The organism is Bacteroides salyersiae (genome assembly GCF_031172035.1).
In the GTDB taxonomy this organism is placed as follows: Bacteria; Bacteroidota; Bacteroidia; order Bacteroidales; family Bacteroidaceae; genus Bacteroides; species Bacteroides salyersiae.
In genome coordinates, this window is the sequence record NZ_CP133452.1 from 593,786 (window position 1) to 607,564 (window position 13,779).

The 13,779-nt window shown below is 44.9% G+C and carries 9 protein-coding genes; 6 read left to right on the top strand and 3 right to left on the bottom strand.

The features are described from left to right. Positions 1–24: 24 nt before the first annotated feature. The gene (locus RB604_RS02375) at positions 25–2,439 is read right to left on the bottom strand and encodes a glycoside hydrolase family 2 TIM barrel-domain containing protein (protein ID WP_007480017.1); all 2,415 of its coding nucleotides are present in this window, start codon (positions 2,437–2,439) and stop codon (positions 25–27) included. 245 nt (positions 2,440–2,684) lie between these two features. Beyond that, the gene (locus tag RB604_RS02380) at positions 2,685–4,499 is read right to left on the bottom strand and encodes a glycoside hydrolase family 2 protein (protein WP_007480015.1); all 1,815 of its coding nucleotides are present in this window, start codon (positions 4,497–4,499) and stop codon (positions 2,685–2,687) included. An 88-nt stretch (positions 4,500–4,587) separates the two neighbouring features. Here RB604_RS02380 and RB604_RS02385 point away from each other — a divergent pair, with 88 nt between their 5' ends. Together RB604_RS02385 and RB604_RS02390 are read left to right on the top strand one after the other, a co-directional pair. Then, entirely contained in the window at positions 4,588–4,902 is a 315-nt protein-coding gene (locus tag RB604_RS02385; RefSeq protein ID WP_129647621.1) for a hypothetical protein, read from the top strand. 297 nt (positions 4,903–5,199) lie between these two features. After that, positions 5,200–7,797: a family 43 glycosylhydrolase gene (locus RB604_RS02390; protein WP_007480012.1), complete on the top strand. Its 2,598-nt coding sequence runs from the start codon at positions 5,200–5,202 to the stop codon at positions 7,795–7,797. Positions 7,798–7,902: 105 nt separating this feature from the next. Here the strand turns inward: RB604_RS02390 and RB604_RS02395 are convergent, their stop codons facing one another. Further along, on the bottom strand, positions 7,903–8,589 hold the full coding sequence (locus RB604_RS02395) for an energy transducer TonB (protein ID WP_005928904.1): 687 nt from the start codon (positions 8,587–8,589) through the stop codon (positions 7,903–7,905). Between the two features lie 218 nt (positions 8,590–8,807). Here RB604_RS02395 and RB604_RS02400 point away from each other — a divergent pair, with 218 nt between their 5' ends. The 4 genes from RB604_RS02400 (at position 8,808) to RB604_RS02415 (ending at position 13,777) form a co-directional block, all read left to right on the top strand. Continuing rightward, positions 8,808–9,365, top strand: a complete 558-nt coding sequence (locus RB604_RS02400; RefSeq protein WP_044097459.1) for an NUDIX hydrolase — start codon at positions 8,808–8,810, stop codon at positions 9,363–9,365. Positions 9,366–9,387: 22 nt separating this feature from the next. After that, positions 9,388–10,407, top strand: coding sequence for an energy transducer TonB (locus RB604_RS02405; RefSeq protein ID WP_055293683.1), 1,020 nt, complete (start codon positions 9,388–9,390; stop codon positions 10,405–10,407). 334 nt (positions 10,408–10,741) lie between these two features. Next, the gene (locus RB604_RS02410) at positions 10,742–12,370 is read left to right on the top strand and encodes a sigma-70 family RNA polymerase sigma factor (RefSeq protein WP_055293685.1); all 1,629 of its coding nucleotides are present in this window, start codon (positions 10,742–10,744) and stop codon (positions 12,368–12,370) included. Between the two features lie 111 nt (positions 12,371–12,481). Next, positions 12,482–13,777, top strand: a complete 1,296-nt coding sequence (locus RB604_RS02415; RefSeq protein ID WP_224203505.1) for a glycosyltransferase family 2 protein — start codon at positions 12,482–12,484, stop codon at positions 13,775–13,777. Positions 13,778–13,779: the final 2 nt, after the last annotated feature.

The window sequence follows — 13,779 nt, forward strand, 5'->3', positions numbered from 1 at the left end:
TTTATATTTTCTTAATCTGATTGCTTACTTACTTTCAATGGTGATTTTGGCTGCTTCCATGCCGGGAGTCGTTGCCGTCAGAGTGATTTCTCCGGCATCTGCGGTCGATTTCAGAATTACCAAGCACTTCCCTCTCCATGCTTTTCTCCGGGGTTGGGTATAACTTTCGAGACTGACCGGATTCGCATTTCCCACGCCGGCTATCACCGCAGGACCTTTCACCTCGAAGTCAATCAAATTCTCCGCATCGATGTCAAGCCTGTCGTAATCATCACGAAGCTCTACTGTCACATAACTTAAATCCTGATTATCCGCAAATATTGCATTCCGGTCTGCCGATAATTTTAAATGGGACGCTACAGCATTGGTTTCCAATGCAGAAAATACCTTTTTCCCGGCTTTATAACCTACGGCTTTTAGCTCGCCCGGTGCATAAGGAACCTGCCATGTTGCCATGTATTTACACTTCCGTCCCGTTTCTTTCATTCCCAAAGATTGGTTGTTCAAGAAGAGTTCGACACTGTCACACGACGAATAGCTTTCCACCTTCAAAGATTTATTTTCAAACCCGGGCCAGTTCCATTTGGCCACAAGGTCTTTATAATGCCAACGACTCCAATTAATGCGTTCGCGCTTCAAAGGTTCAAAGGATGAAACGGGAGAATGGACAAACAAAGAAACGACCGGTTCATCCGACCAGAATGCATCCCGATAGTAAGATTGGGGACGTTTCCAGCCACAAATGTCGATATCCCCGCAGTAGGCAAGCGTCCAGGGATATACGCTGTTACTTTGCGGATACCCGTGCCAACCGATGCTGGCCTCACCGATATAGTCTATCGCCGTCCATATGAAATCGCCTATCACAGCCGTATTGGCCTCTACATCCGCCCAGGCATCACAGGCATCGAAAGCATAAGACTCGGAGCCATATATCACACGTTTCGGATGATTACGGATGTCCATTGCATATTTCCCGACAGCATATCCGCCTACGGCATAATTATAGCCGCACACGTCGAGAACCTCCATAAAGGCGTTTAGTTCTTCACCCAGATTGTTGAGTCCTGCCGTCACAGGACGGGTAGGCTCTAACTCATGGATGTAGCTGGTCATCATCCGGGCATTATTGACCACCTCTTCCATCTGCATGGCGGGAATTTCATTTCCAATGCTCCACATGATAACAGAAGGGTGGTTGCGATCCCTTTTCAGCATAACCTCAACATCTTTTCTCCAATTCGTTTTATAATAAAGATGATAATCCTGCGGATTCTTACCGTGCTCCCACATATCGAAAGCTTCGTCGATAACAAGCAGCCCCAACCGGTCGCAGGCATTAAGAAAAGCAGTCGAAGGTGGGTTATGGGAGGCACGCACGGCATTGTATCCATTCGCTTTCATCAACTCCACTTTACGTTCTTCGGCCCGATCGTAAGCCTTCGCTCCCAAAGGCCCGTTGTCGTGATGGACACATCCGCCTTTCAGTTTCAGAGGCACACCGTTGAGAAGAAGCCCTTTTTGAGCATCCACGGATACGGAACGGATTCCAAAAGTACTTTTATATTCGTCTTCCAGATGGTTATTCGCATAAATCCGGGTAGTCACATTATACAGATAAGGGGTATCGGGCGACCAAAGTTGCGGCGACTCGATTTCCGTCTTCTGAGTGAATACATCGGTATTGCCGGCATTGATTTTCTTGTCGGCTTTTATGGAAGCCACCCGGTTACCTGCATCATCGGTAATAACCGTCTCGATCACAACATCGTTTCCCGACGGATAGTTGTTTACAATGGAGGTTTCCACAACCACCTCCGCCATTTCGCGGGTCACTGTGGGTGTAGTAATATAAGTGCCGTGAGTAATGATGTGCAACGGATTGGTTACTGTAAGCCACACGTGGCGATAAAGACCTGATCCGGCATACCAACGGCTGTTATTGCCCTCATTTTTCACCTGTACAGCAATCACATTGTCCTGATCGTAGGCGAGATAGTCGGTTATATCATACACAAACGGGGTGTATCCATAAGGATGATTGCCCAGATGTCGGCCGTTGATCCAGACATCGGTGTTCATATAAGCTCCTTCGAAATACAATTCGAAGTTTTTGTCTTTTTGCGAGGAGGGGACGAAGATGTTTTTGCGATACCATCCGATGCCCCCTTCCGTAAATCCACCGTTGATGCCCGACACGGCATCGGGTGAAAAGGGTGATCCGGTTCCCGGAATATCTTCTATACTAAAATCGTGCGGCAGATCGACGGTACGCCAGGAACTGTCGTCAAAACCGGGCTGCTCGGCATTAGCTTCTCCACGGTAAAACTTCCATCCGGAATCGAGGAGTTGCCTGCTTCTCGTGTTCTCCGATGTAAAATTGCCGCAGGAAACAAGAAGCAAACATGCGCATACATATACTATTATCTTTTTCATCATAACTTATAAATCTAATGGTTGGAGTATTTATCGTGCATCAACATCGCTTTTTACAGTAGCAAAACAGCTGACTCCGGAAAAAGGGGAAATGACCTCCGGCAACCTTCATCAATTGCCGGAGTTATCATATCCCAAAAACTGAAAACATCTTCCTATCTTAACCTAAAAAACCAGGAGCCATGACCGCCCTCTTTATTCCCCTAAAAACGTTTCCCTCTAAAAAATCAACTATCGTTATTCGCCCGCTATTTAAACCAATTGGATATCTGCATGTTCGATTGGGTAATTCTGGACTCATCAAACTTATTCACCTTCCGGTCATAGGTCATCAATCCGTTTACTTCCACTTCCACATCTGAGGTCTGTGTGTACACGGCAGCCGAAAGTCCTTTAGCTATGAGCGCTTTCAACATTTCGTTGTATTCCAGATAGGTATCCGTGGCCTGCTGTTCGGTCGTTATTTTCTTGTTGTCCCAATAGGCGTCCTCTTTTTCCGCTTTCCACAAATGGGTCTCGATGGTACGAAGTATGCCGCCATATTCTCCCACCACATTGATACGCTGCAAATCGAATAACGGCAATTTCGGGTCGGGATAATGGTGTATATCGAGTATATCGCCACACGCCCTGTGGTTGCCGCCACTTGCCGGATTCACCAAACGGGTGGGATCGTATTTCTTTGTCCATTCGGCAATAGTTTCCGTGTCATACTGCCCCCATGCCTCATTGAAGGGTGTCCATACCTGAATACAGGGATAAGGCATCAGATGGTCCATGATCTCTTTCCACTCCTTGCGATAAGTGGCATCGGATTCGGCCGAACGTTTCACTTCTTCGCCACCGTTATACACGAAAGGTTCCCACTTTGGATAGGCGTCTCCACTCGGCATATCCTGCCAAACAAGGATTCCCATCCGGTCACAATAGGTGTACCACCGGGCAGGCTCTACCTTTATGTGCTTACGGATCAGATTGAAGCCGAGCTCTTTTGTTTTCTGCACGTCATACAGCATTGCTTCGTCCGATGGCGGAGTATACAACCCGTCGGGCCACCATCCTTGGTCGAGAGGACCAAAATGAAAAATGTCTTTGTTGTTGAGCTGAAAACGCATGAAACCGTCTTTATCCCTTTGGGCAGATACCTTACGCATGGCAGCATAAGATTTTATACGGTCGGTTTCCTTACCATTATTATACAACACTACTTCGAGGTCATAGAGGTACGGGTTGTGGGTATCCCATAGTTTAGGAGATTTCACAGAAAGCAAAATCTCGCTTCCGGCAACCGCTTTACCACTGGCCACAATCTTCTTGCCGTCCTTGAGTATTGCTTCCACATAGGCGGCTTTCGAACCAGTGGTCCGAGTCTTCACCGTCAGCGTTTCCTTATCAATATCGGGCACTGTTGCCACTTGCTCGATGTGCTGTTCCCTGACCGGCTCCATCCACACCGTCTGCCAGATACCGCTTACCGGAGTGTACCATATGAGATGATTCTGAATCATCTGTTTTCCCACGGGCTGGAAAGAAGCAGTGGTAGGATCCCATACCTTTACCACCAGCTTCTGATTTCCTTTATCCTTCAAATAAGGAGTAATATCAAAAGAGAAAGGGGTAAATCCGCCGGTATGCGTACCGATCATTATATCATTGACGTAGACGTCCGCTTTCCAATCTACCGCCTCAAAGTTCAATTTGATATTTTTCCCTTTCCATTGGGAAGGAACGGAAAATTCCCGTTTGTACCAAAGTTCCTGATTTTCATCGATTCTTTTCATTACTCCTGAAAGGCTCGACTCTACACAGAAAGGAACCAGTATTTTACCGTCAAAAGCGGCAGGCTCGGTTTTTCCTTTAGGGAGGATGGCGTAATCCCAAAGTCCATTGAGGTTTTTCCAGTCGCCCCGTTCCATAATCGGACGCGGATACTCCTGCCACACGGCATCGGGATTCAATGCTTCTCCCCAGACTGTTTTCATCTCTTCGCCTTGGGGTTTCCACTGCGCGGATATGTTGATACTTAATAATAAAGAAAAGATTAATAAGATTTCTTTTTTCATATCTGTATTCTATTTAAAATATAACATCATAGTTTTTGCCATGCAGCAACTCTCATAAAAAACCATCGAAATGAACCAACGCAAAGATATGGCTTTGAATAATACAAAAGGATTATTATTTGTGCAAAAGGGGAAGCAGCAAAAACAAAGAGATTTTTTGAGGGATAAAAAATCTTCAAAAAGGGAGGAGATTTCTTCAAAACGCCTTTCCAGCCATTTTGAAAGGGGTAGAAATGATATAAACATCATGCCCGCCAACCGACCGGCAAACACGAATAACAGTACTCCTATCCACCGGCAACAGAGGGTGAAAAACGCTCCGCCTTTCTATGCACCGTGCAAACCCCTCCTAAGGATGGTGCTTAGGAGGGATAAGCACGGTGCTTACCGGCTGTATGGATAGTGCTCAAAGGAGACCGGCACCGTGCTTAGGGTTACCTTCACGTCGTTTCATTTTTCTTCCGCCACCATTTCCTTCCTGCAGGTCCGATGAATAGAGCAATCAAACAGGAAAGGGGGAATACAGTGGAGGGGATAGAAAACAAACCGAATACAAACGTTGAAAGTGCTTAAAATCACAATTTAAGTTAAACAGCAATACTCTCGTAACGGAAAAACCATACTTTGCAGTATTAAAACAAACCAAAGAAAAGAACCATATACGAGTAGCATTGATTGAAAATACAATTAACTGATTAAAATGAAAAAAAGTTTCTGCATAAGTATAGGACCTGTCTATTTATTGCTCGGCTTACTAATTCACCTGCACGCATATGCGGCTCCCGGCAAAGGAGCAGACCAGAGAACAATAGAAGCCTTTACAAAGTTACTTAAAGTGGAGGTGCCGTATGGATTCGTCATCGAGAACAATGAAACAGAAGGTTATCTTCCTTCCCACATAGAAGCCATCTTAAACGACGGAACAAAGCAATCTGTCCCGGTAGTCTGGAACAGGGGAACTTTCGAGGGAGACCAAAGGCCGGCCAGTTTCTACCGCTCGCACAAACCGGGTGTCTACGAAATTTATGGGACACCTCTCATTGACGACACATCACATCCGGACCTTACAAACCCTCAAAACCTAAAAGCAGTTCTGCAGGTCAACGTCGGCCCTTATAACGGTGCAAGGCCGGAAAACAGAAAGCTACCACCCCCCGCAGACGTTTCGACTTCTCCATGGGACAAAGGCGCAGGCAATCCACTCGTGCCCGGCTATTTCGCAGATACCCACTTGCTGATTCATAACGGCGTTTACTATTTCTACTCTTCAACCGACCAATACGTGAAATTTTTCGCCGACAACGGTCCGTTCGGGGTGTGGAAATCGAAAGACTTTGTCAACTGGGAATTTAAAACATTCACCTACCCGGACCAGTTTCCAAGCAACGACAATTGGCTTTGGGCTCCCATGGCCATTCAAGGGCCCGACGGAAAATTTTATCTCTATTATCAACGGGACATAACGGGAACCCATGTTGCCGTCTCCGACTCTCCGGAGGGACCGTGGAAAGCGGTGCGGGGGGCCGGACTAAACGATAATGCAGATGCCATCCACACCAAAGCTGCCTGGAACTATAAAGGAATGCACGATGCCGACGTGTTCCGCGATGACGACGGCAAATACTACCTGACGTTCAACGGACCGGGACAAAAAGGAATCTCCTCGGTGATATACGTCGGAGAACTTATTACCGACCCTGCGGATGCAGACTACATGTGTGGCTTTGTGAAAGAACCCACTATCGTGATGACCAAAGACGGTGACGGCGAACACGCCTCCGAAGCCGCTTCCCTCTATAAAAAAGACGGCATCTATTACCTCACCTACTCGGAAATGGGAGGGGAATACTATAACACCGTCTACCGGATGAGTACAAACATCTACGGCCCCTACGGAGAAGATTTCCATATTGCCCAACCGGCTCCAAGCCGGCAACTAAGAGGACCGGGGCATGGAATGATTTTCACCAACACGGATGGAAATGTCTATTTGCTACATCACCGTCAAGGTTATTCTCAGAACATCACTCCATACAACCCTGTGAACGAGTCGGGACGCCAGGTCGGCATCGAGCAACTCACATTCAATGCCAATGGCACTATTCAGGAGGTCATTCCGTCCTATGACGGCGTAAAGAACAAATATATGAGTCCCAAACTCGACTGGGAAGAGAATTTATCCGCTGCCTACGACGTCACCGCCACCGCTTCGGAAAACAGTGAATTGGCAACTTTAGCTTTCGACCAGAACAATGTCACCCAATGGGTAGCCAACTCTCTTGCTGGAGAGGAGCAATGGCTATGCGCCGATTTGGGTGCCGTTAAAGAGATCAACAGGACAGAGGTATTTGTGGAGTTTCCCACAAGATATTATGAATACAGAATCGAGTATTCTAAGGACGGAAAGAGATGGGAAAACTATGCCGACCATCGGAACAGCCGCGACCGGAACTCTCCCAAGAAAGATGAAAAAAGAGTAAAGGCCCGCTATATGAAATTGTTTATCGGCAATATCGAAGGAGACCACCGAATACACGATGGTAAACCGGTGGAAGATAAAGTGAGAGCCTGCATTTTCGAGTTCAACATCTACGGACCGGGGGAAAATTACTATGTGAGTAAATTCAAGAAAGGAAAAGACCGGGTGTCGCTCAAATTCAAAGGTACGCAAATACGGCTGTACGGAGATAAAAAATCTGCCTGGGGTAAAGAAACCGTATACATCGACGGGGTAAAGCAAAACCAGCCTGCCGACTTCACCGCCCGCACGGGAAACATTTCAAATGCACTGGTCTATGCAAGTCCGGCATTAAGCTATGGGAAACATACAATCGAAGTAGAAGGTGCCGCCTGCACCTTCACCCTAAAAAACGCCGAGATCATCAATCATGGCCCCGCACCCCAGTTAGTGGCTACTGTCGACGATGCGGTAACCCAAGGCGAACACCGTTTCATCTACACCGGAGAGCATTGGAAGACGGTATCGGATGATCCGGAAGCGCACAAGCGGACCCTGCACAGCTCCACTCGCCAAAGCGACTATGCCGAATTTACATTTGTCGGCAATCAGGTAGAACTTTACGGCCGGATCGGCACCGGAGACAAAGCATACATTTCGATCGACGGCAGCCCGTACGAGTATTTCAAAGTGAGATTCGATAACAACGAAGTGATAGATCAATACAAAGTCTATCAATCGCCCATGTTGCCCTACGGAAGGCATACCATAAAAATTACGACAAGGGGAGACCAGAACAAAATGCATCTGGACTTTGCCAAAGTGTATAAGAAGAGATAAAAGCCAGAAGATTAAAACGACCGGTTGCCCGCTACCGGAAAAAACACGAAAAAGCCGGCTCGTTTACAACCGGGCCGGCTTATTCATCCAATCAATTAAAAGATCTTACTGCAATCTAAAAGTAACAGGCACTGTGTATTTCACTCTAACCGATCTGGCTCCCTGAATACCCGGTTTCCATTTCGGCATTGCTTTAATCACACGAAGCGCCTCTTTATCCAGATAAGGATCTACACTGCGCACTACCACAGGATCGGTAATCGTTCCGTCTTTGTCAACCACAAATTGAATAATCACCCTCCCTTGGATCCCCTGTTCCTGGGGGACAACAGGATACTTAATATTCTTGTTAAGGTACTGTAACAAAGCCCCATTTCCACCCGGAAATTCCGGCATCTTTTCGGCCGTAACAAGAATTTCATCTTCGACTGGCTCGTTTTCTGTTTCTACAACAACCGGTCTGTATTTTATTTCAACCGGATCTTCAAAATCATCAAATCCCAAAACCACTGCATCTGCTTCCAGATCATCATCATCCACTATATTGAGCAATTCTGCCACTTTTACAACCGGTGGGGGCGGTGGTTCCAGCTTCTCTTCGGGATACGTGATAGGGAGAAGTGTCTCAACGAAAACGGGTTCATCGGCGAGCGAGCCGGTAGCAACTTTGATGTCATGCTGTGTCCATTCGAACGTAACGAACATGAAAGCAAGCACTACTACAAAACCCATAAGCAACCAAGTACCGCGTTGGTTCTCAATCGCTGCTCTTTTGGATTTCTTTACTTCCATAAAAAATGAATTTAAGTAATTAATAATAGAAAATATATATAGTATATACTATCTCTTGCTCAGATTACTTAACGCGCTTTTTTATTTACTGTGAATATAGCATTTTTACCGATAGACTGTTCATTCTCAAATGATTATTTAAGAAATAAGTGCGTTATTTTCTTAAAATTAAGCTAAAAGTAGTATCTTTGCCTACAGATGTACCAAACTTTGATTTTATGAAGACAAAAGATTCTGTCTGGAAAACCCTCAGCAGTGAATATATTTTCCGCCGTCCGTGGCTCACCGTACGCCGTGACGACATGGAATTGCCCAACGGCAACCGCATACCGGAATATTATATCCTCGAATATCCCGACTGGGTAAACATGATCGCAATAACCCGCGACGACCGTTTTATCTTTGTACGCCAGTACCGACCGGGAATTGCCCGGACCTGCTATGAATTGTGCGCCGGAGTATGCGAAACAGAAGACGCTTCACCGCTGGTCTCCGCACAACGCGAACTGCTGGAAGAGACCGGATATGGAAACGGAAACTGGCAGGAATACATGGTACTGTCGCCCAATCCCAGTACACATACCAACGTTACCTATTGTTTTTTAGCAACTGACGTGGAACCCATAGCCCCACAGCATCTGGAAGATACGGAAGACCTGACGGTACACCTGCTCACACTGGAAGAGGTGAAACAACTACTATTGAACAATGAAATAATGCAATCACTGCACGCCGCCCCGCTCTGGAGATACATGGCAGAAAAGCGGCTCATCTAAACATTCTCAACTAACATCGGATATGAAAAAAACAACGACGATTCTACTCCTGCTTTTCCTGCTGTCATGCCGGGTGATGGGACAAATCGACTATCTGGAACCTATAAAGGATTACACCAAATATAAAGACGAATTAAGCGGATATTATTGCAACGTATTCTCGCTATTGAACACCGGACTGACCAAACAGCCTTACGCACAATATACCGCCTTGCCCTCTTTCTCACCGGAATACACCGTATCGACAGAAGTACAAGGTGGCAAATATTACCTTGTTTCGAACACACTGTCGCAAAATAGCTGGCAAGCAGAAAGGAACCAAATTAAAGTAAACAGGAAATCCGTGGCAATAAGCAAAGCACTCTATCAGGCATTTGGTGAACTTCTGCAACTAACCACCGGGCAGATACAAGATATGGACGGTTCGACCACCGGACTGGACGGAACCACTTATTATTTTAGCGCCACAAACGATAAGGGAAAAGTAATGACAGGAAAAAAATGGTCACCGGATAGTGCTACGCTGATGGGCCGTCTGGTGCAGATCTGCGAATCGGCCTATGCCTTATCCACAGGAAAAGAGGTTCCGGAAAGTATGATTATAAAAGACACTCAAACATTGCTAAAAGATTTGCGCGACCGAAACAAAGCATTTCCCGATGAATACAAACAACCGAAATATTCGGGTATCTTTCCTGCCGGGCTGTGGCAAAGTATCGAATCCGGAAAAGAACTGGAAGCGATACCGCAATTTCCGGAGGGTACTCCGGAAACTTATGCGGCAAAGCACATGACCTACCCGCCTTCTCTACTGGAGAAATCAATCAAAGGATATGCCCTCTGCCAGTTTACAGTAAGCAGGGAAGGTAATGTGACAAATGCACATATCTTGCAATACTCGCATCCGGAATTCGCAGAAGAGGCACTGAGAATAGTCAAGGGCATGCCCAAATATCTGCCGGCAATGTCAGAAAGCCGACCGGTGGCATGCAACTATGTGCTCTATATACCTTTCAGACCATCGGTAGCACAAAAACAGTAACAGCTAAAACGTCACAATTTATCATCAAGAAGCAATGTTACAAATTTGTTTCTCGTAGAGTTTCGAACCGTTCCTCTACGAGGAACAGTCCGAAACTCTACGAGAAATAGATCGAAACTCCATGTCGAAAAAGTAAAGATTATAATCCATTATTTATCAACTAATTATACATTTCAATTAATATTCAACATTTGTAATTATATATAACCAACATTTTTCCTCAACTTCATACTGTTACAAAAAGACCGATCGTTTTATAATGTTAAATTTATCCGGTTTATGCAGTCTTTACTATTTTTATGTATCATATTTATAATATTGTCGTGATACATACATGGATAGAACTGATTTTGTAGATTTGTGCAAAAAAGGAGATGAGCAGGCTCTAAACTCGCTCTACAATACTTATTCGGGGAAGATGATGAAGATATGCCTTCGTTATGTGCCCGACAAGCAAATTGCACAAGACCTGCTTCATGATGGTTTCATTGTTATTTTTAGTTCTATCGGCTCTTTGCGTAATCCTGAAAGGCTGGAAAGCTGGATGGGAGTCATAATGAAGAACACAGTACTCCGGTATCTCAATCAAAGTAATTCTACTTACACCGTTCCTTTATCCGAAATGTGCGAAGAAGACGAACCGGCAGACAATCCTTTAGTGACGGAGTTCATATCGTACGACCGAATGATGGAACTGGTGGAACGCTTGCCGGAAGGATACTCAAAAGTTTTCAAACTGGCAGTGCTCGAAGGATTATCCCACAAAGAAATAGGCGATCTACTGAATATAGCCCCTCATTCATCATCTTCTCAACTGCATCGCGCAAAAGCCCTGCTAAAAAAGATGATCGTCAATTACCGCTTGATTCTCATCCTGTTGTTACTGTTCTTCATTCCATTGTTCAACTTTCATGATCATTGGAAAAAACAAAACTGTCTGTCGAAATTGGTAATACGCCAAACAAAAGCAGAGAAAAAGCAGGAGACCAAACAGACAGATTCCTCGGAACAGCCTGTTCGCCACAAAGATAAATACCGGCAACTACCCGATATGGCCATTACTCCTCCGCCGGTATATACTGAGCCACTTCCATCTACCCTGCCTATAAGTGAACTTACGGCAAGCATACCTTTACCATCGTCCGATTCGAAATTACCGGACGCAACGATCTCCGGTACATATCCGATAGAAAAGATTGTACCCCACCAGCGTACCCGGAAAACCGGGAAATGGAAACTTATGTTAGCAGGATCGGTAGGCCCGCAATTAGCACAGAATCTATACAAATTGATCGCGACCCCTCATGATGATGAAGTAGGTGCAGACTTCCCCCAACAAGTAGGCACTTGGGAAGAATATTATGCTTATCTGAACACCCGTTACCAAGAGGGAACTTTAGGAGACTCGCTTACCCTGATGAAAATTGCCGAAAACAATCAGGGAAGGATTGTAGAATACCAACATCATGATTCTCCGATTACAATCGGACTTGCCATAAATAAAAAGCTAAACAGTCGTTGGAGTCTCGAAACGGGATTGCAATATACCTTTTTGAAATCGGACTTCAGTACGGGAGAAGAATACCGCATCCAGGAAAAACAAAAGCTCCATTATATAGGCATTCCACTACGTGCCTCCTACCGTTGGGGAAATTTCAAAAAACTTTCATTCTACTCTACGGCCGGCATACAGGTAGATATTCCTCTGAAAGGAACGCTCCACACCTTTTCGCACATGATGGACAGCGCATCAGTCAACATTGACAACCGTTCACTGAGCGTACCTCTCCAATGGTCGATCAATGCAAGTGTGGGTGCGCAATATCATTTCACTCCTCACACCAGCTTTTACGTAGAGCCTACTCTCAATTATTACATTCCCGACGGAAGCGGACTACGCACCATCCGAAAAGAACATCCGGTGACCTTCACCATCCCTATCGGGATACGTTTTAGCTGGTAAAGAGTTGAATAAAAAAGAAAGAAATTCTCCGTAAAATCATTTGGGCATGCAGTCTTTTGCCGGAAAGATTATCTTACTTATAGATAATAAAAAAGAATGAATGCGTATACCATGAAAAATAAAAAGCAAGCGAAGAATAGCATTAAAAAACTCTCGATACTGATACCTGCTTACAACGAATCTAAAACAATCGTCGGAATTTTAGAAAAGATCATACGTGTGGATTTACCCGAAACCATTAAAAAAGAAATCATCATCATCGATGATTGCTCTACCGATCACACAGACGAGAAAGTGGCACAGGTAATGAAATCGCATTCCGAGATGTACATCAAATATATCAGGCTCAAAGAAAACAGAGGAAAAGGATATGCCGTACGAACCGGAATTACCAATGCCACAGGCGAGATTATCATCGTACAAGATGCCGATTTAGAATACGATCCCAATGATTATTCAATCTTATTGCAACCTATTTTATCGGGAAAGTACAAGATCGTGTACGGCTCCAGACTCTTAAACAGAAATAATAAATATTCGTATCACAGTTTCTATTGGGGCGGCAGACTGATTTCCTTGATTACAAGTCTGCTTTTCTCCTGCAAAATTACCGATGAACCTACTTGCTACAAAATGTTCGATGCATCTGTGTTGAAATCTATCCCGCTTACCTATGACCGGTTCGGATTCTGTCCCGAAATTACCGCAAAGGCACGCAGATGCGGCTACGCTATAAAAGAAGTTCCGATAAATTATTATCCACGTTCCAAGCAAGAGGGAAAAAAGATTAAATGGTGTGATGGGGTTGAAGCAATCTGCATTCTATTCAAATTCCGATTCCACAACAAGTGGCAACCGATGCAATACAGAAACATGCGTAAAGCAAACACCGCTTACCAATCACGGCCTGTGACAAACAGAAGAAGGCTTCTAAAAAATGTATCCTTTTTAATCCTTGCCGCACTTTTAGTATTTTATGCATTCTCCAAACAACCCGGATATCACTGGGTGTATTTTAACTTACTCAGGGGCAATATGGAAACAATCAAAAAGTATCCCAAACTGACTTTTGAACAGAAAATGCAGATGAAACTCGGCACCAGCTATGAATATCTCTTATACCTTAAACAGGCAACACCGGAAAATGCCGTTATTCTTTATCCCGACTCAAAAGATTTCCGTGAGAAAGGCAGCCCATTCACCCAAAACATCGATAACAAAATCTACGCCACCCGTTTCCTGTATCCCCGTAAATTAATATTGGAAAGTGAACGGAAAACCGGCAAATATAAGAATGAAATAACCCATGTTGCCATCGTAAACGGAAAAGGAATGGAAAAATTGCCTTATCCGGTCGATACAGAATTTCAGCACGGCGTATTACCTCTAAAACCTCAAACCAAATAATA